A 25,025-nucleotide genomic window follows, 5' to 3' on the forward strand; every position below is an offset into this window, starting at 1 on the left:
ATATGAGTATCCGAGCACGCCACCTCATCCTCCCCCTGGGCGCCGCCGTCACCGCCACCGGCATGATCGGCGCCGCCCTCACCTCGTCCGCCGGGGCCACGGCCAAGCCCCAGCCGACGAACGTCTCCCTCGCCTCCAGCAAGGGCAAGGCGAGCGCAACCGCGAAGTTCTGGAGCGCGAACGGCGGCAGGCAGCTCAAGGCCGCCACCCGCTACTCCAACGACTCCTCCATCAGCGGCAAGGTCAAGTTCGGCGGGAGCGACGCCGCTCCCGACGGCAAGACCGGCGTCGTGCCGCCGATCGGCCAGGAGAAGGTGACCCCGACCAAGGTCAAGAACATCAACCTGCCGCGCACCATCGGCAAGGTGTTCTTCCGGGTCCACGGCAAGCCCTTCTGGTGCTCGGCGTCCTCGATCCAGTCGAAGTACCACAACCTCGTCGCCACCGCCGGTCACTGCGTCTACGACACCGACGCCAACCGCGACACCCTGGACCACTGGGTGTTCATCCCGGCGTACTACCAGGGCAAGACGCCCTACGGCATCTACGTCGGCAAGTCGGCCTACACGCACTTCGACTTCGCCAACTACGAGGACTACGACAGCGACTACGCCTTCGTCACGGTCTACAACGGCGTCCAGCCGGGTAGCTGGAAGGACGTCGGCCGCCTCGGCGACAACGTCGGCGGCCAGGGCTTCGCCTGGAACCAGAAGATCGGCCAGTCGGTCTACGCGTTCGGCTACCCCGCCGGCCCGCACCCCGACGGCGACCGCCCCTTCACCGGGGTCACGCCGAAGTGGTGCTACGGCGCCACCAAGCCCGCGGGCGTCAGCGCCGCCTACAAGGCCGAGGCGCAGGTCGCGCTGAAGTGCTCCATGACCGCCGGCTCCGCGGGCGGCCCGTGGATCACCAAGTACAGCAGCACCAAGCGGCTCGGCTACGTCAACGGCGTCACCAGCCTCATCGGCGACTCCGACGGCAACGGCCGGTACGACTTCAGCACTTCGCCGTACTTCGACAGCGAGACCTACGCGGTCTACCGCAAGGCCGCCAACCTGTGGTCCGGCTCCATCCGCTGACCACCAAGCTCCACCGGCGGACGACCCGGCCTCACCTGTGAGGCTGAGATCCTCCGCCACGATCGGCCCGGCCTCGGACCCCCGGGGCCGGGCCGGCTCGTTTCAGAGCGACCTCCCCCATCCACGACCGCCGCGGACGCGGATCACCCCCGTCCCGGCCGTCAGGCCGCGGGAGCCAGCTCGCGGCTGCGCCGGACCAGCATGGCCACCGCCGGCTCCCTGCTCAGCGGCTCCAGCCGGCGGCGCAGGTCGGCGACATAGGACCTCGTGCGGACCGACTGCAGGCCGCCGGCAAGGTCCAGCGCGTCGCCGCCCACGTGGCAGGCCTGCTCGACGTCCCCGCACAGGGCGTACGCCGAGGCCAGCAGCGACAGGTTGAACATGCGCCCCCGGACGTAGCGGCCGTCCATGTCGAGGGAGCGGCGCGCGTACCGCACGGCCTGCGCCCCGTCACCGAGGTCGCGGAAGCAGTGGGCGTACTTGGCCGCGAGGTAGGCCTCGTCGAAGTAGCGGATCCACTCGGGCTCCTCCTCCGGGCGGCGGCGGTCGAAGGCCAGGTCGGCCTCGTGCAGGGCCATGGCGCACGCCACGCCGTCGGTGAGCCGGGCGTGCGCGTGCGCCTCCAGCACGTACGCCTCGGCCAGCAAGGAGGGGACCTCGGCCCGCCGCGCCGACACCTGGGCGGCCCGCGCCAGGTCGAGGGCGTGCCGGGGGCGGCCTATATATATGGCCTGGTGCGCCATGCCGGCGAGGATCTCGCCGCCGAAGCCGTGGTCGCCGGCGCCGCGCGCCAGGCTGAGCGCCTGGATGAGGTGACGCTGGGCGAGCCCGTGCTGCTCCAGGTCGTAGGCCATCCACCCGGCCAGGCGGGTGACCTCGGCCGCCGCCGACGCCAGCGCCCTGCCGGTGGCCTCGCCGTAGACGCCGTCCTTGAGCAGGGGGGCGACGGCCGAGTCGAGGTAGCGGACGACCGCCGGGCGCACCCGGCCGCCGCCGAAGCGGTTGTCCAGTTCGCCGAACGACCGGGTGACCTCGCGGATGGCGGCGATGTCGTGGGCGCCGACCTTGCGAACCCCGGAGGCGCGGGGCCGGTCCTCGGCGGGGGAGGTGAGCCATCGCAGGGCCCCCGACGAGCCCGCTCCGACGGCGAAGGCGGAGTCGAGCAGGAACCTGCGCCGTTGCAGGTCCGCCCTCCATAGTGCTGTCACGGTCTCGACACCCTCCTGCCACGTGTGTGGGAATTCCAGTCCGAGGTCGAGGGGCGTGGCTCCCCCCGCCATACCGAGGTCCTCCGAGGTGACGGGCCGGCCGAGCCGCAGGGCGAAGATCTCGGCGAGCAGCGCGGACGCCGGGTCGCGCGGCTGCTGGCCGTCGATCCAGCGCGACACCGAGCTGTGGTCGTACCGCAGGCCGATCAGGCCCCGCGCGGCTCCAAGGTCGTTGAGCCTGCGGGCCAGCCCCTTGTGGGAGAAGCCGGCCTCGGCGATGAGGTGCCGAAGAAGAAGGTTGGGCTCGCGTCGCATCGCTCTTTCCCCAGGGAGGACTACGGCGGATCGGTTGTCGGCACTCCGCCGTGAGCTCTGGTGCGAGCGTGCGCCCTTCGTGCACGCCGTCGTCCGGCGGGTAACGGAGGGTTTTTGTTATAGCACGATGCGTGACGCGGTGTGGGAATTCCCAAGACTTGACCGCAGGAGCGCCGGGTCATGACGAAGGGGCGTCATTTCGCCGGGGATGTTCGGTACACAGCCTTTGCGCGGGAAAGCACGAGGGCGCCGGGCCCGCGTGGCGGGTCCCGGCGCCCCCTGAACGGCGCCGCATGGACGGCGCGCATGGCGCTGGAACGACCTGGACGGCGAGCTGCGCGTGCCGCACGGGCACGCGAGCCGGCCGAGGGTTACGTGCGCGCGACGCCGTCGAGCCTGGCCTGGTCGGCGACGGCCGCGGTCACGGCGGGGGCGACGCGCTGGTCGAAGGGGCTGGGGATGACGTAGTCCTCCGACAGGTCGTCCCCGACGACGGCCGCGAGGGCGTCGGCGGCGGCGACCTTCATGTTCTCGGTGATGGTGGTGGCGCGGACGTCGAGGGCGCCGCGGAACACCCCGGGGAAGGCCAGCACGTTGTTGATCTGGTTGGGGAAGTCGGACCTGCCGGTGGCGACCACCCGGGCGTGCCTGCGGGCCACGTCGGGGAGCACCTCGGGCGTCGGGTTGGACAGGGCGAAGACGATGGAGTCGCGGGCCATGGCGGCGACGGCGTGCTCGGAGAGCGTGGAGCCGGACAGGCCGATGAAGACGTCGGCGCCGGCCAGGGCCTCCTCGGTGGAACCGGTGTGGCCGCCGCGGTTGGTGTCCCTGGCCAGGGCCTCCTTGTAGGGGTTCAGCCCTTCGCGGCCCTGGTAGATCATGCCCTTGGAGTCGGAGACGGCGATGTCGCCGATGCCGGCGTTCAGCAGGATGCGCGTGACGGCCACGCCCGACGCGCCCGCTCCGGCGACGACGGCGCGCAGGTCGCCCAGGGAGCGCCCGGTCAGGCGGGCGGCGTTGCGCAGGGCGGCCAGCACCACGATGGCGGTGCCGTGCTGGTCGTCGTGGAAGACGGGGATGTCGAGCAGCCCGCGCAGCCGGTTCTCGACCTCGAAGCAGCGAGGGGCGCTGATGTCCTCCAGGTTGACGCCGCCGAAGGAGGGCGCGAGACGGACCACGGTCTCGACGAGGGCGTCCACGTCGGTGCAGTCGAGGCAGATCGGCACGGCGTCCACGTTGCCGAACTCCTTGAACAGCAGCGCCTTGCCCTCCATGACGGGCATGGCCGCGGCCGGGCCGATGTCGCCGAGGCCGAGGACGGCGGTGCCGTCGGAGACGACGGCGACGAGGTTGGACACCCAGGTGTACTCGGAGACGAGTTCGGGCTGGTCGGCGATGGCGGTGCAGACCCTGGCGACGCCCGGCGTGTAGGCGAGCGACAGGTCGTCGGCGTCGCGGACCGGGATGGTGGAGCGGACCTCGAGCTTGCCGCCGCGGTGCATCGCGAACGCGGGATCGAGATCGAGTGTTTCGAGAGAAGCGGAGAACGGCGTGACTGCCACAGCGACCCCTGTGTCTAAGGACGGATTCCTTCGGTAGACGGCCGCAGGCGAACGAGGCCCAGGCTTCTGTAGCCGCCCGGCGGCCGTCGTCGTTGACGGTCGTCCTTGGAGGGGGTACGGGGGTCACCCGTTGCTTGATTGTGCCACATGTCGAGACGCCTGCCGATGCCCGCGAGACCACGGTTCCGTGGATCGCGCCGCACCACCAGACGCTTCAAACCGGACATATCACTACTTCTCCCCCTGCCTCGGACTCATACCCGGACGTTCACGCCGTGATTCCCCCGGCCGTACCCGACAGCCGCCGATCCCCCACCCGTAGGGACATCCAGGGGCACCCCACCGGCGAACATGTAATACTCGATATGCCGAACCGACTCTTACCGCCGCGGAGGCGACGTGGACCTGACCTCCTACGCCGAGCTTGCGGTGCTGCTGGTCAACAGCGACGACACCGCGCTCGACACCCTCGAAGGGGCGGCCCGCCTCCTCACCGAGGCCGGACGGGAGGAGCAGGCCGCCCGGCTCACCCGTGCCGACCTCGAGGTGCTTCGCGAGCTGCGCCGCGAGCTGACCGCGGTTTTCGCGGCGGCCGCGCGCCACGACGAGGACGGCGCCGTCGGCCGGCTGAACGCCCTGCTCGTGCGCCACCCGGTGCGCCCGCAGATCTCCCGCCACGACGGGCAGCGCTGGCACCTCCACCTCACCGATGCCGGGCGCCCGTCCGACGAGTACGCCGCGGGGGCGGTCATGGGGCTCACCACCCTGGTCACCGACCTCGGCGTCGACCGGCTCGGCGCCTGCGGCGCGGCGCCGTGCCGGCGGGTCTACCTCGACACCTCCTCCAACCGGTCGCGCCGCTACTGCTCCGAGCGCTGCGCCACCCGGGCCAATGTGGCCGCCTACCGCGCCCGCCGCCGCCACCTCAGCGGCCACCCCGCCTGACCTCTCGCCCAGCCTGCTCCGCCTGTACGGGCGTCCTCCCGCCCGGCCCGCTCCGCCTGTACGGGCGTCCTGCCGACCGACCCGTTCACGGTGGCCTCGCCCGAGGACCCCGTCAGGTCACCGGGGGCGCGGGCCGCCACGCAGCGGCCAATAGCGCAGCACGACCCGGCCGACCAGCAGCGCGGGGGGCACGGCGCCGAAGTCCCAGCTGTCCTTGCGGCCGGGCGCGCGCTGGTTGTCGCTCTCGAGCCACCACCCGTCGCCCTCCCGCCACGCCGCGCGCTTGACGATCATGCGTGACGGGTCCGCGGGGAGCCGGGCGACGACGAGGTCGCCGGGTCTGACCGGCGCGTCCCGGCGGACGACGAGCCAGTCTCCCGGCCGCAGGACGGGCAGCATCGACTCCCCTTCGACGCGGACCCTCATGAACCACATCCCCCTCCGCCTCCGCGAATCAAGGCGAGTAAGTTGGGAACCGGATAGTGCTGTCTGTTATCAGCATCAAGGAAGGAAACCGATGCTCGCACGACTGCTGCGGCCCGGCCATGTCGCCTCCGCGCACTGCGACCTCCCCTGCGGTGTCTACGACCCCGCGCAGGCTCGCATCGAGGCGGACTCCGTCAAGGCGATCATGCAGAAGTACGCCGACAACGACGACCCCGTGTTCCGTGCGCGGGCTCTGGTGATCAAGGAGGAGCGGGCCGAACTGGTCAAGCACCACCTGTGGGTGCTGTGGACCGACTACTTCAAGCCGCCGCACCTCGAGCAGTACCCCCAGCTCCACCAGCTGTTCTGGGACGCGACCAAGCTCGCGGGCGCGGCCGGGGCCAAGGGCACGGTGGACGTGAGCAAGGCCGACGACCTGCTCGGGAAGATCGACGAGATTTCGAAGATCTTCTGGGAGACCAAGGCCGCCTGAGCCTTGCACTACCCGTTCTCTGGCCTCGCGCGGCTGTCTTCGCGCGCGAGGCCAGAGGTCTTTCCTGCCGGGTAAACCCCGGTCAGGGCACCGGTGTGCCAAGGAATGGCCAGCGGGACGTCAGGCGGAGCGGCCGCATTTCCACAAGATCACGACTATCGGCGCGTCCCAGTCCTGCACCATGGGGCACGGGGCGGTAAGTTGCTAATCAGCAGCTCTGTGCGAGGAGGAACGTGACCGACGAGACAGCGACGCGTGCGGACGACATCCCCGGTGGCCTCTCGGGGATCCGTGACGCTGTGAGCGTGCGCCTGCCCGCCGCCAGCGCCTATCTGTCCGTGCTCCGTACGGCCACCGCCGGGCTGGCGGCACGGCTCGATTTCACGCTGGACGAGATCGAAGATCTTCGTATCGCGGTCGACGAGGCGTGCGCCATGCTGCTGGGCCACGCCGTGCCCGGCACCGACCTGATCGCCGAGTTCGAGTTGACCGGCCAGGAGATGATCGTCCGGGTCGAGGTCAGCACGGTCGGCCAGGCCGAACCCAAGCGTGACGACTTCGCGTGGATGGTGCTCACCGCGCTCGCCGACGACGTGGACGCCGAGACCGACACCCCTGATCGCATGGCGATCGTCCTGCACAAGCGCCGAGGGTCTGCGAGGCTGCCGTGACCGAGAGGACCCGCGCCGTGGCCGGCAGTGACAGCACCGTCCCCGACAGGGTGCGGGCTCGCGGGCTGTTCGGCGAGCTGGCCGAGCTGTCCCCTGACGATCCGCGCCGCCAGCGCATCCGCGACGAGCTCGTCGAGCTCCACCTCCCCCTGGTCGAATACCTCGCCCGGCGCTTCCGCAACCGGGGCGAGTGGCTGGACGACCTCACGCAGGTCGCCACCATCGGTCTGATCAAGTCGATCGACCGCTTCGACCTGGAGCGCGGCGTCGAGTTCTCCACCTATGCCACGCCGACGATCGTCGGCGAGATCAAGCGCCACTTCCGCGACAAGGGCTGGGCGGTGCGGGTGCCGCGCCGCCTGCAGGAGCTCAAGCTCTCGCTGACCAAGGCCATCAGCGAGCTGTCCCAGCGCCAGGGCCGCGCCCCGACCGTCGCCGAGCTCGCCGCCCATCTGCAGATGTCGGAGGAAGAGGTCCTGGAGGGCCTTGAGTCGGCCAACGCCTACTCCACGGTCTCTCTGGACGCCCCCGACTCCGGCGACGACGACGCGCCCGCGGTGTCCGACTCGCTCGGCATCGTCGATGAGTCCCTTGAGGGCGTCGAGTACCGCGAGTCGCTCAAGCCGCTGCTCGAACGCCTGCCGCCCCGCGAGAAGCGCATCCTGCTGCTGCGTTTCTTCGGCAACATGACCCAGTCGCAGATCGCCACCGAGCTCGGCATCTCGCAGATGCACGTCTCACGCCTGCTCGCCCGCACCCTCGCCCAGTTGCGCGAGGGCCTCACCGCCGAAGACTGAGCGAGGCGCGCGAGGGCCTCACCGCCGAAGACCGAGCCGAGACGCGCGAGGGCCTCACCGCTCAGGACTCAGCCGAGACCGCGAGGCCTTCGCCATCGGATGCCGCGCGGGGTCGTGCTCGCCGGGACGGCGCGTCCGCGCCGGCCGGTCACCGCTCGATCATGGCGCGGGTCGTGGCGGGCGCCAGCAACCCGGCCAGCCCTGCCAGCGCGGCCAGGGCGAGCGGCACGCCGATGATCCCCTGCCCCGACTGCACGAGCGAGACGGCCACCGGCAGGGCGAAGATCTGCGTGACCACGCCCGGCGCGCGGCTCCACCGCGCGGCCTTGAGCGCGCCCCTGGCCACCCAGAGCAGCGCGGCGCCGGCCACGACCCCGAAGGCGGCGACGAAGAGCGAGCTGGTCACGTCGGCCGGGGCGCCGATGATGGTCTCGATGCCGACGTAACCGCCGAGCAGGACGGCCGCGGCCCCCTCGACGGCCAGGACGATGGCGGCGACGGTCAGGGTCACCGGACGGTTCGACATATCGGGTCACCCTACTTGACCCAGGTCGCGGGTCCCCCGCCGGTGGATACGCTGGGCGGCATGCGCGCACTCCTCCTGATCAACCCCGCGGCGACCTCGGCCAACCGGCGCACGACGGACGTCCTGGTCCGCGCGCTCGGCGCCGCGATCGAGCTGACGGTGGAGGAGACGCGCCATCGCGGGCACGCCACGGCGCTCGCCGCGACCGCGCGCGAGAAGGGGTTCGACGTCGTCGCCGTCCTGGGCGGCGACGGCACCATCAACGAGGCGGTCAACGGCATGATGGGCGGCGAGCATCCGTCCCCGGCGCTGATCGTGCTCCCCGGCGGCAGCGCCAACGTGTTCGCCCGCTCGCTCGGACTGCCGAACGATCCGGTGGAGGCGACCGGCGCGGTGCTGGAGGCCATCCGCGAGGGGCGCCGCCGCACGCTCGGCCTCGGCCTCGCGGTCTGGGAGGACGGCGCGCTGGGCGACGGGGTCGAGCCCGCGGGCGGGCCCGGGCACGACCGGCGGTACTTCACCTTCTGCGCCGGCCTCGGGTACGACGCCGAGGTGATCCGCGCGGTCGAGGGCCTGCGCGGCGCGGGGTACAAGGCGTCTCCGAGCCGCTACGTCAACACGACCTTGCGGCACTACCTCATCACCGACCGCCACCGCCCAGCGCTGCGGCTGGAGCGCCCGCGCCAACCGGCCGTCGAGGGGCTGTTCCTGGCGATCGTCTCCAACACCTCCCCGTGGACCTACGTCGGCGGCCGGCCGATCAACCCGACGCCGTGGGCGGGCTTCGACACGGGCCTCGATCTGCTGGGCCTGCGCAAGATGGGCATCGTCACCATGTTCGGGCTGACCCGCCAGATCATCGCCGAGCCGGTCGGCCTTCCTCGCGGCCGCAATCTGGTGCAGTTGCACGACGAGGAGGAGTTCACGCTGGTCGCGCGGCGTCCCGCGGCCTTCCAGCTCGACGGTGACTATCTCGGCGAGCGCGAGCGGGTGACCTTCCGGTCGGTTCCAGCGGCGTTACAAGTTCTGGTCTGATTTGGTACAAGCCCGTCATAGTGTGATGCATCCGACATCCATGACGTGCAAAACGTTCTCCCAAACCTCTTGCGTGACCTGGGCATGCCTGAAAAGCTCGTCGTGACGTCGGAACGTAGGACGTTTGAGGATCCACCGTGTCCTCGACGTTTCACGCCCTGACACGAGCTTCCCGGCCCCCATCCTCTGGTCCGGGCAAAAGCTCGCCCTGGTTAGTGAAACTCTTCACAAGCATCCGTCAGTCTCCGGACGGAGCCGCGAGGCTCCACCTACGAAGGAGTGGAACGCATGGACTGGCGCCACCGCGCTGCCTGCCGTGACGTGGACCCCGAGCTGTTCTTCCCGATCGGCAACACCGGCCCGGCACTCATGCAGATCGAAGAGGCCAAGCAGGTGTGCCGCAGCTGCCCGGTCAGCGACCCGTGCCTGAAGTGGGCCATCGAGTCCGGCCAGGACGCCGGCGTGTGGGGCGGCCTCAGCGAGGACGAGCGTCGCGCCGTGAAGCGCCGTACCGCTCGTGCCCGCGCCCGTGCGGGCGTCTGAACCGTCACGCACCCCCTGAGCTCCGCCCGTCCCACGCATTCGCATCCCCCATCCTCGCCTTCCGGGCCGCCCCAGTGTCGCGGTGGACGGAACAGGACACGCCGGCGTCGCCACGCGCGGACCCGGCGCCAGGACCAGGAACGCCCGGCATCGCCACGCGCGATGGCCGGGCGTAGCAGTTCATGGAGCCCGTTCCGCGCAGGACGCCCGCACCGCACCCGAAGTCGACGGCATGTCGGGGCGACAGTACCGGCCGCTCGCGCATGAGCTCGCCCCGTCCGGGTGAGAACGCCGGCCGCTACGCCGGCTGCACCGGGATGGTCACCGAGACCTCGGTGCCCCCTTCCTTCCCCGGCCGGACCGCCAGGCGGCCCGACAGCTCGCCGACGACCAGCGTGCGGACGATCTGCAGGCCGAGGCTGGTCGAGGCCTCCAGGTCGAACCCCTCGGGAAGCCCCTGGCCGTCGTCGGCGACGATCACGTCCAGCCGCTCCTCGGTGCGCGAGACGATGATCTTTACCGTGCCGCTGCCGTAGGCGAAGCCGTGCTGGACCGCGTTCTGCAGCAGCTCCGTCAGCACCATCGCCACCGGAGTGGCGATCATCGCCGGCAGCATGCCGAAGCACCCCACCCGGCGGACGGCCACGCTGGCCTCCGAGACGTCCCCGGTCATGGCGATGACGCGGTCGGCGATGTCGTCGAAGTCGACGATCTCCTCGGGCGTGTGCGACAGCGTCTCGTGCACGATCGCGATCGACCCGACCCGCCGCACGGCCTCCTCGAGCGCCTCGCGGCCCTCCGGAACGCGCAGCCGCCGCGCCTGCAACCGCAGCAGCGCGGCCACCGTCTGCAGGTTGTTCTTCACCCGGTGGTGGATCTCGCGGATCGTCGCGTCCTTGGTGAGCAGCTCGCGGTCGCGGCGGCGCAGCTCGGTGACGTCCCTGACCAGCACCAGGGCCCCGATGCGGCCGCCGCCCACGATCAGCGGGATGGCCCGCAGCTGCACCACGATGGCGCCGGCCTCCACCTCGGTCTCCCGCGGCGTGCGCCCGCTGGCCACCAGCATCAGGTCTTCGTTGATCGGCTCGCCGGAGTAGCAGAGCGTGGCGGTGGTCTTGCCGAGCTCGGTGCCCACCAGGTCGGCGTGCAGCCCCAGCCGCCGGTAGGCCGACAGCGCGTTCGGAGAGGCGTAGGTCACCCGGCCCGCCCGGTCGAGCCGCAGCAGGCCGTCCCCGACCCTCGGGGAGCGCACCAGGATGGGCCCTTCGTCGGGGAAGGGGAAACGCCCCTCGGAGACCATCTGCGCCAGGTCGGACGCGCTCTGCAGGTAGGTGAGCTCCAGCCGCGAGGGCGTGCGCGCCGATGACAGGTTGGTCGAGCGCTGGATGACCGCCACGAAGTGGTCGTCGCGCCGCACCGGGATGGTCTCCTCGCGGACGGGCACGCCGCTGGACCAGTCGGGGTCGCCCTCGCGGCAGATGCGGTGCTCGCGCCACGCCGTGTCGATCAGCGGACGCTCGCCGACCGCCACGATGGAGCCCACCACGTCGTCGTGGTAGACGGTCGGGCCGGTCGTCGGGCGCATCTGCGCGACCGCCACCCACGCCGAACCCTCCCGCGAGGGAATCCACAGGATGAGGTCGGCGAAGGACAGGTCGGCGAGGAGCTGCCAGTCGGAGACCAGCGAGTGCATCCACTCCAGATCGGCGGGATCGCAGGTGGTGTGGCGCGCCACCAGTTCGCTCAGAGTCGGCACCTGTGCATCATGCGTGCTAACCCCACCTCAAGGCGAATCGCGGGAGTCCACACTGGGAAGATTCCCTTAATGGAGCACACAGAAGTGCTCGTACACCCCGTGGAGCGCCCGATGGACATGGTCGCCGGCAATGTCGTCGGCAGGGTCGTGGACGGCGTGGCCGACGGCGCGGGTCACCCAGGTGAGACGACGCCGCCTGATCCTCTGACGCGGTTGCGCGCCGCCGCCGAGGCCCGCCGGGCCGCCGGGCTGGGGCGGGCCCTGCGCCCGCGCACGCCCGACCACGACGGCCAGCTCGACCTGGCCTCCAACGACTACCTGGGCCTGTCCCGTGACGAACGGCTGGTCGAGGCCGCCGTGCGCGCGGCCCGCGCGTGGGGCACCGGCTCCACCGGGTCCCGGCTGGTCACCGGGACGACGACGCTGCACGCCGATCTGGAGGACCGCCTGCGCGGGTTCACCGGCGCCGCCCGCGCCCTGGTGTTCTCCTCCGGCTACCTGGCCAACCTCGCCGCGGTCGCGACACTCGGCGCCGGCGGGCTGGTGGTGAGCGACGCGGGCAACCACGCCTCCCTCATCGACGGGTGCCGCCTGTCCCGGGCGCGCGTCGCGGTCACCCCGCACAAGGACGTCGACGCGGTGGACAAGGCCCTCGCCGGCCGCGCCGAGGAGCACGCCCTGGTCGTCACCGACGCGGTCTTCTCCGTCGAGGGCGACCTCGCGCCGCTGCGCGAGTTGCACGAGGTGGCCGTCCGGCACGGCGCGCTGCTGCTGGTGGACGAGGCCCACTCGCTCGGCGTCGTCGGCGAGCGGGGCCAGGGGGCGGTGCACGCGGCCGGGCTCGCCGGTCATCCGTCGGTCGTGATAACCGTCACACTGTCCAAGGCGCTCGGCTCCCAAGGAGGGGCCGTGCTGGCGGCCCCCGAAGTGGTGGACACGCTGGTCGACGCGGGACGGGCGTTCATCTTCGACACCGGCCTCGCCCCCTCGTCCGCCGCGGCCGCGCTCGCCGCGCTTGATATCGTGAGCGACCATCCTGACCTGCCAGGACAGGCCCGGCGGCATGCGTCGCTGCTGGCCCGCGCGGTGGAGGACCGTGGTCTCCCCGCCACAACCCCCGCCGCCGCCGTCGTACCGGTCGTGCTCGGCCCCCCGGAGGCCGCGCTCGGCGCCGCCGCGGTGTTCGCCGAGCACGGGGTGCGCGCCGGGTGCTTCCGCCCGCCCTCGGTGCCACCAGGTCTGTCTTGTCTGAGATTGACCGCTCGGGCCAATCTGGGTTCGGATGATCTAGCGGTGATCGGACGCGCGCTCACCGCCGTGGCCGAGATGAAGGTGAACGTGTGACGGAAGACTCTCCCCGAATTCCCAAGTACTACGACGTCAAACGGAACTTGCTGGAACTCACCAAGTCTCTGCCCGCTGGCGCGGCGCTGCCGCCCGAGCGCGCTCTCGCCGTGCGCTTCGAGACCTCCCGCACCACCGTCCGGCAGGCGCTCACCGAACTGGTCGTCGAGGGACGGCTTCTGCGCATCCAAGGGAAGGGCACCTTCGTCGCCAAGCCGAAGGTCGCCCAAGTGCTGCAGCTCACCTCCTACACCGGAGATCTGCGCGCGGTCGGCCTGGAGCCGGACACCAAGATCCTCGACATCGACTACGTCACGGCCGACGAGACGCTGGCCCGGCGGCTGTGCATCAACCCCGGCGGGCGCGTGCTGCGCATCCACCGGCTGCGCCTGGCCAACGGCGAGCCGATGTCGATCGACACCACCCACCTGTCCGCCCGCCGCTTCTCCCGGCTGCGGCGCGAGCTCGAGATGCACTCCTCGCTGTACGAGACGCTGCACAACGCCTACAACGTCCAGCTCACCGACGCCGAAGAGACCATAGAGACCGTGCTGGCGACGCCGTACGACGCGCAGGTGCTCGGGGTGGACGTGGGCCTGCCCATGCTGCTGCTCACCCGGCACGCCTTCGACGCCGAGGGCCACCCGGTCGAGTGGGCCCAGTCGTTGTACCGCGGCGACCGGTACAAGTTCGTCACGCGCCTGCACAGGCCGCCCCAGCAGGGGCTCTAAGGTTGGGCCGGTGAGCATCCTGGTGGTCACCGGCACCGACACCGGTGTGGGCAAGACCGTGGTGAGCGCCGCCGTCACCGCCTTGGCGCTCGCCCGCCAGGCGTCGGTGGCCGTGGTGAAGCCCGCGCAGACCGGCGTGGCGGCCGGCGAGGCGGGCGACCTGGACGAGGTCATCCGGCTGAGCGGGGTCACCACGACCTTCGAGTTCGGCCGCTTCCCGCACCCGCTGTCCCCCGCCGCCGCGGCCCGGGCCTCCGGCCTGCCGCCCGTCTCGCTCCCCGCCGTCGCCGAGCGCGTCGCCGACCTGGCGAGCACCCACCGCCTCGTGGTCGTCGAGGGGGCGGGCGGCCTGCTGGTGCGCTTCGACGAGGACGGCGCCACGATCGCCGACCTCGCCCGCCTGGTGCACGCCCCCGTGCTGCTGGTGGCCAGGGCCGGGCTCGGCACGCTCAACCACACCGCGCTCACCCTGGAGGCGCTCGCCGGCCGGGGCGTCGACCTGGCGGGCGTGGTGATCGGCTCCTGGCCCCGCGACCCCGGCCTGGCCGAACGGAGCAACGTCACCGACCTGGAGACGCTGGCCGCGCGGCCGCTCGCCGGGGCACTGCCCGAGGGGGCGGGCGCGCTCGGCCGCGCGGCCTTCGCCGCTGTGGCCCACGACGGGCTCGGCCCCCTCCTCGGCGGGGGTTTCGATCCTTCCAGGTTCCGGGCAACCCTTAGTCTGTGACGCAACCGACGAGGGAGCAGCGGAACCGATGACCAAGGACATCCTCGACATCGCACGGGCCCAGGTGCTCGACCAGGGCCAGGGGTTGTCGGCCGCGCAGGCTCTGAGCTGCCTGGAGCTGCCGGATGACCGCCTGCCCGAGCTGCTGGCCCTGGCGCACGAGGTCCGCATGGCCTGGTGCGGCCCCGAGGTCGAGGTCGAGGGCATCGTCTCCCTCAAGACCGGCGGGTGCCCGGAGGACTGCCACTTCTGCTCACAGTCGGGCCAGTTCACCTCGCCGGTGCGGTCGGTGTGGCTGGACATCCCGTCCCTGGTGCGGGCCGCCGTCGAGACGGCGGCCACCGGGGCCACCGAGTTCTGCATCGTGGCCGCCGTGCGCGGGCCAGACGAGCGGCTCATGGGCCAGGTGCGCGAGGGCGTCAAGGCCATCCGGGAGGCCGTCGAGATCAACGTCGCCTGCTCGCTCGGCATGCTCACTCAGCGGCAGGTCGACGAGCTGGCCGAGATGGGCGTGCACCGCTATAACCACAACCTGGAGACCGCCCGCTCCCACTTCGGCAGCGTCGTCACCACCCACACCTGGGAAGAGCGGTGGCAGACCTGCGAGATGGTGCGCGAGGCCGGCATGGAGCTGTGCTGCGGCGGCATCATCGGCATGGGCGAGACCAGAGAGCAGCGCGCGGAGTTCGCCGGCCAGCTCGGCGAGCTGGCGCCCGACGAGGTGCCGCTCAACTTCCTCAACCCGCGCCCGGGCACGCCGTTCGCCTCCTACCCCCTGGTCGAGGGCCGCGAGGCGCTGAAGACGGTCGCCACGTTCCGCCTGGCCCTGCCGCGCACCATCCTGCGCTACGCCGGCGGGCGCGAGCTGACGCTCGGCGACCTCGGCACCCGCGACGGCATGCTCGGCGGCGTCAACGCCATCATCGTCGGCAACTACCTCACGACGCTGGGCCGTTCCCCAGAACGCGACCTCGCGCTCCTGGCGGACCTTAAGATGCCCATCAAGGCGCTGTCGCAGGCTCTGTGACCTCGCCCGGGGCCTCGTGATCTGCGCAGATGGGGCTCCAAGGATTGACCGAGGCCAGAACAGGTAGGTTCACCGCATGGAGTCTGCAAAACACGCCGGCGACATCGCGGTCGCCGTCTCACGCGCATACGGTGCCGATGTCATGTTCACCCTGTCGGGCGGCCATGTCTTCCCCCTGTACGACGGGGCCGTCCACGAGGACATGCGCATCGTCGACGTGCGGCACGAGCAGAGCGCGGTGTTCGCCGCGGAGGCCACCGCACGGCTGACCCGGCGGCCCGGCCTGGCCGTGCTGACCGCCGGCCCCGGCATCACCAACGGCGTCAGCGGCGTCGCCACCGCCCATTTCAACGGTTCTCCCATGGTGGTGATGGGCGGCAGGGCCCCGGCCTCCCGGTGGGGGTCCGGCGCGCTGCAGGAGATGGACCATCCCCCGCTGTTCGAGACGATCACCAAGCTGGCGTTCACCGCGGGCGGCGCCGACTCGATCGGCCAGGACGTCGAGATGGCCTTCCGCACGGCCGTCGCCCCGCACCGCGGCCCGGTGTTCCTCGACTTCTACATGGACCACCTGTTCTCCCCCTCGCCGGCGCACCAGGCCGAGACGATGACGCCCTCGCCGCTGGAACCCGACTCCGACACCCTCGCCTCGATCGCCCGCATGATCGCCGAGGCCGAGCGGCCGGTGCTGGTGCTCGGCTCGGACGTGTGGATGGACCGCGCCGAGGAGGCCGCGCGCGACTTCGCCGAGGCCCACCGCCTGCCGGTCATCCCCAACGGCCAGGGACGCGGCATCCTGCCCGCCGGGCACGAGCTGCTGGTCACCCGGGCGCGGGGCATGGCGTTCTCGCAGTCCGACCTGGTCATCGTGGCGGGCACGCCGCTCGACTTCCGCCTCGGCTACGGCTTCTTCGGCGGCAGGGACGGCGTCCCGCTGGCCAAGGTCGTCCACCTCGCCGACGCCCCGTCGCAGCTCGCCACGCACGTCGGCACGGCCGCCTCCGCGGCGGGCGACCTGTCGCTGCTGTTCTGGGGGCTCAGCACGGCGTGCACCGAGGCCGGGGTGTCTCCCGCCTCCCACTCCCGCTGGGTGGCCGATCTGGCCGAGGCCGCCTCGACGGCCATCGCGGGCGACTTCGAGCTGCTGTCGTCCGACGCCGACCCCATCCACCCGATGCGCATCTACGGCGAGCTCAACCGCGTGCTGGCCGACGACGCCGTGGTGATCGGCGACGGCGGCGACTTCGTGTCCTACGCCGGCAAGTACATCGAGCCGCGCAGGCCCGGGTGCTGGCTCGACCCCGGCCCGTACGGGTGCCTGGGCACCGGGCTCGGGTACTCCATAGCCGCCCGCCTGGCCCGCCCGTCCTCGCAGGTCGTGCTGCTGCTCGGCGACGGCGCCGCCGGGTTCTCGCTGATGGACGTCGACACGCTGGTCCGCCACAACCTGCCGGTCGTCATGATCTGCGGCAACAACGGCATGTGGGGGCTGGAGAAGCACCCCATGCAGATGCTGTACGGATACGACGTGGCCGCCGAGCTGCGGCCGCAGACCCGCTACGACCAGATCGTCACCGCGCTCGGCGGCGGCGGCGAGCTGGTGACCTCCCCCAAGGAGATCGGTCCCGCGCTGCGCCGGGCGTTCGACTCGGGCGTGCCGTACATGGTGAACATCGCCACCGACCCAGAGATCGCCTACCCCCGCACCACCACCGGCATCTGACCTCCGCGCAGCCCCCGGCCGGCCCGCGCGAGGCGCGCGGGCCGGCCGGAGACGGCGGGGTCAGGAGGTGGCGGTGGCCGAGGGGGTCGGCGTCGGCGAGGAGGGCTCGCTCGGGTCACCGCAGGGAATGCCCTGCTCCACGACGATGGTCACGACCTTGTCCACCGCCCAGGACGTGCCCGGAGCCGGGGTCTGGTCGACCACGCGGCTGCACCCCTCGGAGCTCGGCTCCCCGCTGATGTCCACCTTGGCCTTGAAGCCGGCCGCCCGCAGCCTGGTCACCGCGTTGGCCTGCAGCAGATTGATCACCGCGGGCACGACCCTCTTGATCGCCGGGGACTTGCTGATGGTCGGCGACGGCGACGGAGTGCGCGTCCTGGTCGCGCTCGGCGACGGCGACGGATCAGAGGGCGTGGGCGAGGGGGACGGCTCGGTGTGCGCCGACCCGGCCACCGTGTCACGCGGGCTGGATGCCGGCCGGTTGGGGCGCGGTTTCCTGGGCGGAGGCGAGGCGCTTGGGGCATCCGCCGACGGCGAGGGGGGCGCTCCGGCGGCCGAGGCGTTGCCGGCCCCCGCGACCTGGTTGAACACGATCGCGCCGCCGCCGCCGAGGACGGCCCCGGCGGCGATGACGCCGATGATGAGGGTGGCCTTGCCGCGTCTGGGGGCCGCGGCGCGGCGGCCGCGGGGCCCGCGCGGGGCTGGGGGCGGGGCGGAGGCGGCGGTGACGGCCGGAGGCGCGTGCGCTCCGGTCGGGTGCGTGCCGACCTGGTACGTGCCTGCCTGGTACGAGCCGGTCTGGTGCGCACCGGTCGCGTGCGCCGGGCCCGGCATGATGTACGCCGGAGGCGGCCCGGTGGCCGGCCCGCGGTCGCCTTCGCCCCAGCCGCCGGCGGCCTGGTTCATCCGCACTCCGGTCTCCGGCGAGGCGATCTGGTGCGGGTGCCCGGCCATCGTCGCGGTGCGCTGGGCGGAGATCATGCCGGTCAGTCCGGTGACCCCGGCCACCGCGGCCGAGGCTCCGGTGTCCTCGCGCATGGCCTGCCGCGCGGCCACGCTCATCTCGGCGGCGCTGTGCCACCGGCGTGCCGGATCCTTGACCAGGGCCCGCTCGACCAGGTGCCGCACGGCGGGCGGGACGTCGGGCGGCAGCGGGGGCGGGTCCTCGCGGATGTGCTTGAGCGCGATGGTGACGGGCGTGTCGCCGTCGAAGGGCCGGTAGCCGGCCAGGCACTCGTAGGCGACCACGCCCAGCGCGTACAGGTCGACGGCCGGGGTCACCGGCTGCCCCTCGGCCTGCTCGGGCGCGCAGTAGGCGGCCGTGCCGAGGACCATGCCGGCGTCGGTCAGCCGGTGGCCCATGTCGGCGCGGGCGATGCCGAAGTCGGTCAGGACGAGCGAGCCGTCCGGGCGCACCAGCAGGTTGCCCGGCTTGACGTCGCGGTGGACGATGCCCCGGTCGTGCACCGCCTGCAGGGCCGAGGCCGCCTGGGCGATGAGCTCCATGGCGGGCTCGGGGCCGATGCGGGTGAGCCGGGTGAGCAGCCGGTCCAGCGGCTCCCCGTCGACGAACCGCATGACCAGGTAAGCGGTGGGCCCGTCCCCCGGGACCTCGCTGACACCGTAGTCGTAGACGTCCACGACCCCCGGGTGGTTGATCGTGGCCATGGCGCGCGCCTCCCCCTGGAAGCGCGCGGCGAACCCGGGATCGTCCATGCGACCCGGTAAAAGCACCTTGACGGCGACGGTGCGCGCCAGGACGGTGTCCTCGCCCCGCCACACCTCACCCATGCCGCCGGCACCGAGACGGACGTCCAGCCGGTAACGTCCCGCCAGCGTGGTCCCTTGGGCAACCATCTCTCCCCCGCTAACCCCAATCCGCGTTCAACACGACGTCACCCCAGAGTTCTCCAACCAAGCGGATTTGTGTCGCGACAAGGTCACGCCGGAGTCACAAAACCCTGTGGCGGTATCGACTCGCGCCGGGGTGTCAGCGAGTCGTAACGCCGTGTTCGACGCAACGGGCGGACCAGCCCCGAGGCGTCACCTGCACCACCAGCCGGCGTCGGCACGCCGGACAGTAGCGAGGCGGCTCCATGAGCCGTGCGGCCTGACATGCGGAGTGGTCCTCGTCTCCCGCGAGACGTCCGCAATGGTCGCAGTAAGGGCTCACGCCAAGAGCGTATTCCATGGATCCCCGCCAAGGCCGCCAACCGGCGAAGGTGGTGCCAGACCGCGCGAACAGGATGGCGCCGGACAGCACCGTAGGCTTGCCCGCATGACGATCGTTCCAGGGCTGCGCGCCGAGGTGCTCATCATGGTCGAGCGGGGGGACACCGCGATGAAGGTGGGCAGCGGCGATGTGCCGGTGCTGGGCACCCCGCGGCTGCTGGCGCTCGCCGAGGCGGCCACCGTGCGGGCGGTGCGGGACCACCTCGCCCCGGGGCAGACCTCGGTGGGCACCAAGGTCACCCTGGAGCACCGCGCGGCGAGCCCGGTGGGCGCGCACGTGGCGATCTCGGCCGAGCTCGTCCAGGTGGACGGCAGGCGCCTGGTCTTCGAGGTCACCGCCGCAGACCGCGACCGCACGGTGGCCGTCGCCACCATCGAGCGCGTCGTCGTGGACCGCGAGCGCTTCCTCGCCGGCCTCACCCGCTGACGGCGGTCCTCACCCCGCCGCCGGCGGTCGTCACCCGCTCACGGCGGACGTCACTCGATGACGGCGATCAGGTCGCCCTCCTGGATGACGTCGCCCTCGGCCACCTTGAGCCGGGTCACGACGCCGGAGTCCTCGGCGAGCACCGGGATCTCCATCTTCATCGACTCCAGGATGACCAGCGTGTCGCCCTCGCTGACCCCGTCGCCCTCGGCGACCACGATCTTCCAGACGTTCGCCACCATCTCGGCGCGTACTTCCGCCATCGGAACTCCCCTCAACCAATGATCGACCGGGTCGGAAGGCCCCGCCCATCGTCGCACTCCCGCGCCCCCCGAGCGAGTACCCCACCCGCCCTCGCCCGACGTCGCCGCCTCGAAGGCGCAGGCCACCGAGCTCAGCGAGCGGTGGGGGTGAGGCGGTCGATGACCCTGGCCATGGACTCCACCACCGCAGGGTCGTACTCGCCGCCGCCGTCGAGCCGGAGCCGTTCCAGGGCGGCCGCCGCCCGGTCGCGGTCGGTGGAGCCGCCCACCAGGTCGTCGTAGGCGTTGGCCGCCTTGATGATGCGGCTGGCGAGCGGCGGGGTCTCGGGCCCTGCGAACGGGTCGCCCTGGCGGCGCACGATGTCGGCGACGCGGTCGAGCACGCCGGTCTTCCTGATGATCTCGGCGCCCAGCTCGGCGATGCTGCGCGCCTGCTCGGGATCGGTGAGCACGGTCGCCCCTCCCGGGATCGGGTCGCGCAGGGACAGCTGACCGATGTCGTGCATGAGCGCGGCGTACTCCAGCTCCAGCAGCTCGGGCTCGGGCACCCCGAGCTCGCGGCCGATCGCCAGGGAGAGCATGCTCACCCGGCGCGAGTGACCCGGCTCGACGTACCCGCCGACCTCGGTCACCCGGGCGAGCGCGCGCACGGTCTGCAGATAGGTCGCGCGGATGCCCGCGTACTTGCGGAAGGCGACCTGGGTGACCAGCAGCGGGGCCGCGAACACGACGAGCGCCGCGAGGTTCATGCTGTGCGAGGCCAGGGCCAGCAGCGTGCCCGAGGCGGCGACCGCGGCGCCGAGCGGCGCGGCCATGCGCAGCTCGTCCCGGACGGCCACCCGCAGCGCCGTGCGCACCTGCTCGGCCCGCAGCACGGCGGCGATGACGACGTCGGCGGCCAGCATGGCGGTGATGAGCACGGCCATCACGCCGAGCACCACCCACCAGGGGCCGTCGCCGCGGTCGGTCGTCTCGTACAGCACCGCGGCGAGCGGGCGGTAGGCGAAGGCGAGCAGGGCGCCCGACAGCAGCCGGCGGGCGATCGCGTCGAGCCGGGGCGGCCGGCCGACGGCGATGTGCGGGAGCGCGCCGAGCGTCATCCCGGCCGACATGACGGCCACCACCTGCAGCGCGGAGTGGCGCGTCGGCACGCCCCCCACGTCCAGGAGCAAGGTGTACCCCAGGGCCGCAGCGGCGCCGATGGGCGCGACCTCGCGGTTGCCGGGCATGGTGAGCCTGGCCAGTTCGCCGGCGGCGACCAGGGCGCCGAAGGCGACGGCGATGTGCGGGTCGGCCAGCCCGACGGCGGCCGTGTGCGCGATGCCGGCGACGGTGACCATGCCGGCGGCGCAGATCAGCAGGAGCTGGCCGGAGTCGAGCCCGTTGATGGGCCGGGAGGCGACGCTCACCGCTCGGACACCACTTCGATCGGCGTGGTCGGGTCGTCGTGGTCCTTGGCGACGGTCTCGACGTCCTGGTCGGCGGGCGGCGCGGGCATGGCGCCCGGAGCGTCCCAGCCGCGCCGGTCGACGGCCTTGATGAAAGCGATCACCATGACGGGGTCGAACTGCGTCCCCGACCCCTTGCGCAGCTCGGCGAGGGCCTCCTCCAGCGACTTGGCCTTGCGGTAGGCGCGGTCGGAGGTCATGGAGTCGAAGGCGTCCGCCACGGCGATGATGCGGGCGAACTCGGGGATCTCGGCGCCGGCCAGGCCCATCGGGTAGCCCTTGCCGTCCTGCCGCTCGTGGTGGTGCATGATGCCGGCGAACGCCTCGTCCAGGAAGTCGATGCCCCGGACGATCTCCAGCCCGCGCATCGGGTGCAGCTGGATGGCGGCGTACTCCTCCTCGGTCAGCTTGCCGTCCTTCTGCAGGACCTTGGTCGGCACGCCGAGCTTGCCGACGTCGTGCAGCATGCCGGCGTAGCCGATGGCGCGCATGCGCTCAGGGCCCATGCCGATCTCCTGGGCGATCATCGTGGAGGCGCTGGACACGCGGGTGCAGTGGCCGCGGGTGTAGTAGTCCTTGGTCTCGACGGCCTGGCACAGCGCGGCGATCGTCGCGTCGTAGGACCGCTGCTGGGCCAGGTACTGCCCGAACGCCCACCGGGCGATGAACAGCGGCAGCAGCACCAGCACCGCCGAGATCGACTGCACCGTGGCCCACAGGCCCGCGATCAGCAGGCCGAAGGTGGCGTAGCCCAGGTAGGACACCAGGAACTGGGCGACCGAGCGCAGCGGCACCTCTCCGAGGCGCAGCTGCCCGGCCAGCGACAGCATCACGGTGAACAGCACGGCGTTGAGCGGGACGAACACCGCCGCCGCGCCCATGAACGGGACGAGCAGGTCGGTGAACCGGCCCACGCTCGGCACGTCCTGCTGGCCGCCGAGCGACTCGAACACCCACCCCGCGGTGTAGCCGCACAGCGCGAACTGGGCGCCGTTGAACAGCCGCTTGTGCAGGGGGAGCCCCGGCCGGACGCTCAGAACCGCCGTCGCCCCGACCAGGGCCGCGCCTACATCCCCCACCAGCACCACCGCCGCGAGCGCCGCGGAGAAGCTGACGGACATCGCCGCCTGCTCCACGTTGAGCAGCGTCGGCACCGACTCGCACACCAGGAACAGCAGCGCGAGGACCAGCAACGTGGGCCACTCGCGCCCAGCCAGGCGCCCCGGGTCGATGAGACCCCGGACGATCAGCGCCGCCGCCACCGCGACGACCGTGACGAGATATGCCTTGGCCGGCCAAGGTAGTTCACGCATTGCGACCGCCTCGGGCCGTCACGAGCACGCGCTCAGGTCCAGGAAATGCCCGTGGGCACGCCGAGGGCGCCCCCCGTGAGAACCACCAGAGCAAGCGCGCCCAGAGCCCATGCCAGGCCGCCGACACTAACGGCCGCCACCAGGCGTGTGGCCATTGCCTTCACCATGTGCCGCCTCCCCTCGAATCCGGATTCAGGCTACAGAAGCGGAGGTGACGCGCAGGGGAAGTCGAAGAATCGCATCCAAAGCGTAATCAAACCACTACCCCTAGCTAACGAGATCTGGCCCATTCGACGGTGGCCTTCAGGCCGGTGGGCAGGTCGGTGCGTGGGTGCCAGCCGAGCCCGTCGATCGCCTGCGCCGGGTCGACGGCCATGGCGGGCAGGTCGCCGAGCCGCGCCGGCTCGGGCCTCGGCTCGTCGAGCGCGCCCGCGGCGGAGGCCACCAGGGAGTGCAGCTCGCGGTCGGTGGTCTGCACGCCGGTGCCGAGGTTGAACCTGCGGCCGTCGCCGCGGTCGCCGCACGCCCGGACGAACCCGTCCACGACGTCGTCGACGAAGATGTAGTCGCGCGTCTGAGACCCGTCGCCGTAGACCACCGTCGGCGCGCCGCGCAGCAGCGCGTCGGTGAAGATCGACACCACGCCCGCCTCACCGGCGGGCGACTGGCGGGGGCCGTAGACGTTCGACAGCACCAGCGTGGTGTACGACAGGCCGTGCAGCGCCCGGAACATCGACAGGTACAGCTCGCCGCTCAGCTTGGAGACGGCGTACGGCGAGCGCGGGTCGGTGGCGGCGTCGCCCGGGACGGGGATCACGGCCGGGCGGCCGTACACGGCGACCGAGGAGGCGTAGAGGACCTTCCTGGCCCCGGCGGCGTGCGCCGACTCCAGCATGTTGACCGTGCCCTCGACGTTGAGCCGGGCGTCGTGCACCGGATCGGCCACGCTGGCGCGCACGCTGATCTGCGCGGCGAGGTGGCAGACCACCTCGGGGCGCCACTCGCCCATCAGCCCCCGCAGGGCCGGATCGCGGACGTCGAGCTCGTGGAACCGGAACCGCCGGTGCTCCCGCGCGCCGGCGAGGTTCGCCAGGTCGCCCGAGGACAGATCGTCGACGACGGCCACCTCGTGGCCGTCCGCGAGCAGGCGGTCGACGAGGGTCGAGCCGATGAAGCCGGCACCGCCGGTTACGAGAAGCCGCATCCCGGTATCTTAGGCGATCTCCTCACACCGGCCCGGGGCGCCGGACCCGTGTCCCGGAAGACCGGAACCCCCGCGGACCGGAACCCCCGCGGACCGGAACCCCCGCGGACCGGAACCCCCGCGGACCGCGCCGCCCGTCGGCCCCGGCCCCGTGCCCGGCGCGACCGCGTGATCGCCGCGGTCGTCCGCGCCGGGCCGTGCGTGCTCGGCGGGCGTGGCCGTTCAGTCGGCGGCGAGCTCGGAGCGCACCGCCTGGATGCGCTTGAGCACCTTGGACCGCAGGTCCTCGGGGACGGGGTCGCAGCCGCAGTGCTTGGCGACCAGTTGCTTGACGACCTGCTCCAGGCCGTACTCCTCAAGACAGGGGCCGCACTCGTCGAGGTGCTGCCTGATGTCCGACCGCCGGCTCTCGTCCAGCTCGCCGTCAAGGAAGGTGTAGACCTTGTCCAGCACTTCCTTGCAGTCGGTGTCGTGCGGGTTGCCACAGCTCATGACCGACACCCCGCCGACGCGCCGGCGCCGTCTCCGCGGCCGCCCTTCCTCGATGATCGGCCGGTGTCACCCCACTGCATCACGACGGGTCCTCCGATCGCACAAGCCCGCGTTCGCGCGCGTAATCCTCGAGTTGCGTCCGCAGCTGGCGCCGCCCGCGGTGCAGGCGGGACATCACGGTCCCGATGGGAGTGCCCATGATGTCGGCGATCTCCTTGTACGGGAAACCCTCGACATCGGCCAGGTAGACCGCCATCCGGAAATCCTCGGGGAGGGCGGCGAGCGCCTGCTTGACATCGCTGTCAGGAAGGTGCTCCAGCGCCTCGACCTCGGCGGACTTCAGGCCGCCCGACGTGTGCGACTCAGCGCGCGCGAGCTGCCAGTCCTCGATCTCCTCGGTGCCGGCCTGCTTGGGCTCCCGCTGCTTCTTGCGGTAGCTGTTGATGAAGGTGTTGGTCAGGATGCGGTAGAGCCAGGCCTTGAGGTTGGTGCCTTCCTGGAACTGGTGGAAGGACCCGAATGCCTTGGCGAAGGTGTCCTGAAGCAGGTCCTCCGCGTCCGCGGGATTCCTGGTCATCCGGAGCGCCGCGCTGTAGAGCTGGTCGAGGTACGGCATGGCGTCACGCTCGAACCGCTCACTGCGCTGCTCCAGAGTCTCCTCGGCTGTCTTGGAGACCGGACCCACCCCCTTATACGCGCCGTACACAGCCGAGAATACCGGCTTGCGCACGATCGACC

Annotated in this window: 25 protein-coding genes; 13 read left to right on the plus strand and 12 right to left on the minus strand. The window is 71.8% G+C overall.

All coding sequences use genetic code 11. From position 1 onward, the window contains the following. Nucleotides 1-2 precede the first annotated feature (2 nt). Entirely contained in the window at nt 3-1,079 is a 1,077-nt protein-coding gene (locus tag ABZT47_RS37720) for a trypsin-like peptidase domain-containing protein (protein WP_354852927.1), read from the plus strand. A 161-nt stretch (nt 1,080-1,240) separates the two neighbouring features. Here the strand turns inward: ABZT47_RS37720 and ABZT47_RS37725 are convergent, their stop codons facing one another. Both ABZT47_RS37725 and ABZT47_RS37730 read right to left on the minus strand, forming a co-directional pair. Next, nucleotides 1,241-2,602: a hypothetical protein gene (locus ABZT47_RS37725; protein WP_354852929.1), complete on the minus strand. Its 1,362-nt coding sequence runs from the start codon at nt 2,600-2,602 to the stop codon at nt 1,241-1,243. A gap of 371 nt (nt 2,603-2,973) precedes the next feature. Next, nucleotides 2,974-4,104, minus strand: a complete 1,131-nt coding sequence (locus ABZT47_RS37730) for an NADP-dependent malic enzyme (RefSeq protein WP_354852994.1) — start codon at nt 4,102-4,104, stop codon at nt 2,974-2,976. 459 nt (nt 4,105-4,563) lie between these two features. Here ABZT47_RS37730 and ABZT47_RS37735 point away from each other — a divergent pair, with 459 nt between their 5' ends. Then, complete coding sequence (locus ABZT47_RS37735) at nt 4,564-5,109, plus strand: CGNR zinc finger domain-containing protein (RefSeq protein WP_354852930.1); 546 nt, start codon at nt 4,564-4,566, stop codon at nt 5,107-5,109. A gap of 117 nt (nt 5,110-5,226) precedes the next feature. On the opposite strand, the gene ABZT47_RS37740 is transcribed toward ABZT47_RS37735, so the two are convergent. Beyond that, nucleotides 5,227-5,544, minus strand: coding sequence for a S24 family peptidase (locus ABZT47_RS37740; RefSeq protein WP_354852932.1), 318 nt, complete (start codon nt 5,542-5,544; stop codon nt 5,227-5,229). Nucleotides 5,545-5,626: 82 nt separating this feature from the next. Here ABZT47_RS37740 and sodN point away from each other — a divergent pair, with 82 nt between their 5' ends. The 3 genes from sodN to ABZT47_RS37755 all read left to right on the plus strand — a co-directional run bounded on the left by sodN (nt 5,627) and on the right by ABZT47_RS37755 (nt 7,496). Then, nucleotides 5,627-6,028, plus strand: coding sequence for a superoxide dismutase, Ni (gene sodN, locus ABZT47_RS37745; protein WP_354852934.1), 402 nt, complete (start codon nt 5,627-5,629; stop codon nt 6,026-6,028). 233 nt (nt 6,029-6,261) lie between these two features. After that, nucleotides 6,262-6,699 (plus strand): anti-sigma factor, encoded by a 438-nt coding sequence (locus ABZT47_RS37750; RefSeq protein WP_354852935.1) that lies wholly within the window; start codon nt 6,262-6,264, stop codon nt 6,697-6,699. After that, nucleotides 6,696-7,496: an RNA polymerase sigma factor SigF gene (locus ABZT47_RS37755; RefSeq protein WP_354852937.1), complete on the plus strand. Its 801-nt coding sequence runs from the start codon at nt 6,696-6,698 to the stop codon at nt 7,494-7,496. The genes ABZT47_RS37750 and ABZT47_RS37755 overlap by 4 nt, the downstream gene beginning before the upstream one ends. Nucleotides 7,497-7,644: 148 nt before the next feature. On the opposite strand, the gene ABZT47_RS37760 is transcribed toward ABZT47_RS37755, so the two are convergent. Beyond that, on the minus strand, nt 7,645-8,022 hold the full coding sequence (locus ABZT47_RS37760; protein WP_354852938.1) for a hypothetical protein: 378 nt from the start codon (nt 8,020-8,022) through the stop codon (nt 7,645-7,647). A 60-nt stretch (nt 8,023-8,082) separates the two neighbouring features. Here ABZT47_RS37760 and ABZT47_RS37765 point away from each other — a divergent pair, with 60 nt between their 5' ends. Together ABZT47_RS37765 and ABZT47_RS37770 are read left to right on the plus strand one after the other, a co-directional pair. Continuing rightward, nucleotides 8,083-9,057, plus strand: coding sequence for a diacylglycerol kinase family protein (locus ABZT47_RS37765; protein ID WP_354852939.1), 975 nt, complete (start codon nt 8,083-8,085; stop codon nt 9,055-9,057). 288 nt (nt 9,058-9,345) lie between these two features. Further along, a complete protein-coding gene (locus tag ABZT47_RS37770; RefSeq protein WP_354852941.1) occupies nt 9,346-9,600 on the plus strand; it encodes a WhiB family transcriptional regulator in 255 nt (84 codons plus the stop codon). Nucleotides 9,601-9,898: 298 nt separating this feature from the next. Here the strand turns inward: ABZT47_RS37770 and ABZT47_RS37775 are convergent, their stop codons facing one another. After that, complete coding sequence (locus tag ABZT47_RS37775; RefSeq protein WP_354852943.1) at nt 9,899-11,356, minus strand: histidine kinase N-terminal domain-containing protein; 1,458 nt, start codon at nt 11,354-11,356, stop codon at nt 9,899-9,901. A gap of 69 nt (nt 11,357-11,425) precedes the next feature. Here ABZT47_RS37775 and ABZT47_RS37780 point away from each other — a divergent pair, with 69 nt between their 5' ends. From ABZT47_RS37780 to ABZT47_RS37800, 5 genes are all read left to right on the plus strand, one after another. After that, nucleotides 11,426-12,700 (plus strand): 8-amino-7-oxononanoate synthase, encoded by a 1,275-nt coding sequence (locus ABZT47_RS37780; protein WP_354852945.1) that lies wholly within the window; start codon nt 11,426-11,428, stop codon nt 12,698-12,700. Continuing rightward, nucleotides 12,697-13,431: a GntR family transcriptional regulator gene (locus ABZT47_RS37785; protein ID WP_354852947.1), complete on the plus strand. Its 735-nt coding sequence runs from the start codon at nt 12,697-12,699 to the stop codon at nt 13,429-13,431. Before ABZT47_RS37780 ends, ABZT47_RS37785 begins: the two co-directional genes overlap by 4 nt. Nucleotides 13,432-13,441: 10 nt before the next feature. Continuing rightward, a complete protein-coding gene (gene bioD, locus ABZT47_RS37790) occupies nt 13,442-14,158 on the plus strand; it encodes a dethiobiotin synthase (RefSeq protein WP_354852949.1) in 717 nt (238 codons plus the stop codon). 28 nt (nt 14,159-14,186) lie between these two features. Next, nucleotides 14,187-15,185: a biotin synthase BioB gene (bioB, locus tag ABZT47_RS37795; RefSeq protein WP_354852950.1), complete on the plus strand. Its 999-nt coding sequence runs from the start codon at nt 14,187-14,189 to the stop codon at nt 15,183-15,185. A 76-nt stretch (nt 15,186-15,261) separates the two neighbouring features. After that, a complete protein-coding gene (locus tag ABZT47_RS37800) occupies nt 15,262-16,908 on the plus strand; it encodes an acetolactate synthase (protein ID WP_354852952.1) in 1,647 nt (548 codons plus the stop codon). 60 nt (nt 16,909-16,968) lie between these two features. Here ABZT47_RS37800 and ABZT47_RS37805 read toward each other — a convergent pair whose 3' ends face one another. Continuing rightward, a complete protein-coding gene (locus tag ABZT47_RS37805; RefSeq protein WP_354852954.1) occupies nt 16,969-18,765 on the minus strand; it encodes a serine/threonine protein kinase in 1,797 nt (598 codons plus the stop codon). A 421-nt stretch (nt 18,766-19,186) separates the two neighbouring features. On the opposite strand from ABZT47_RS37805, the gene ABZT47_RS37810 reads away from it, so the two are divergent. Next, on the plus strand, nt 19,187-19,567 hold the full coding sequence (locus tag ABZT47_RS37810) for a hotdog domain-containing protein (RefSeq protein WP_354852956.1): 381 nt from the start codon (nt 19,187-19,189) through the stop codon (nt 19,565-19,567). A 50-nt stretch (nt 19,568-19,617) separates the two neighbouring features. Here ABZT47_RS37810 and ABZT47_RS37815 read toward each other — a convergent pair whose 3' ends face one another. From ABZT47_RS37815 to ABZT47_RS37840, 6 genes are all read right to left on the minus strand, one after another. Further along, nucleotides 19,618-19,830 (minus strand): biotin/lipoyl-binding carrier protein, encoded by a 213-nt coding sequence (locus ABZT47_RS37815; RefSeq protein WP_354852958.1) that lies wholly within the window; start codon nt 19,828-19,830, stop codon nt 19,618-19,620. Between the two features lie 131 nt (nt 19,831-19,961). Beyond that, a complete protein-coding gene (locus ABZT47_RS37820) occupies nt 19,962-21,239 on the minus strand; it encodes an HD domain-containing phosphohydrolase (RefSeq protein WP_354852960.1) in 1,278 nt (425 codons plus the stop codon). Continuing rightward, nucleotides 21,236-22,591, minus strand: coding sequence for an HD-GYP domain-containing protein (locus tag ABZT47_RS37825; RefSeq protein ID WP_354852961.1), 1,356 nt, complete (start codon nt 22,589-22,591; stop codon nt 21,236-21,238). The genes ABZT47_RS37820 and ABZT47_RS37825 overlap by 4 nt, the downstream gene beginning before the upstream one ends. Nucleotides 22,592-22,862: 271 nt before the next feature. Continuing rightward, nucleotides 22,863-23,795: an NAD-dependent epimerase/dehydratase family protein gene (locus tag ABZT47_RS37830; RefSeq protein ID WP_354852963.1), complete on the minus strand. Its 933-nt coding sequence runs from the start codon at nt 23,793-23,795 to the stop codon at nt 22,863-22,865. Between the two features lie 222 nt (nt 23,796-24,017). Continuing rightward, a complete protein-coding gene (gene rsrA, locus ABZT47_RS37835) occupies nt 24,018-24,287 on the minus strand; it encodes a mycothiol system anti-sigma-R factor (protein ID WP_354852965.1) in 270 nt (89 codons plus the stop codon). 79 nt (nt 24,288-24,366) lie between these two features. Then, the gene (locus ABZT47_RS37840; protein WP_354852996.1) at nt 24,367-24,972 is read right to left on the minus strand and encodes a sigma-70 family RNA polymerase sigma factor; all 606 of its coding nucleotides are present in this window, start codon (nt 24,970-24,972) and stop codon (nt 24,367-24,369) included. Nucleotides 24,973-25,025 lie beyond the last annotated feature (53 nt).

Origin of the sequence: Sphaerisporangium sp. NPDC005289, assembly GCF_040607455.1 — a bacterium.
GTDB classification, from domain to species: Bacteria; Actinomycetota; Actinomycetes; order Streptosporangiales; family Streptosporangiaceae; genus Sphaerisporangium; species Sphaerisporangium rhizosphaerae.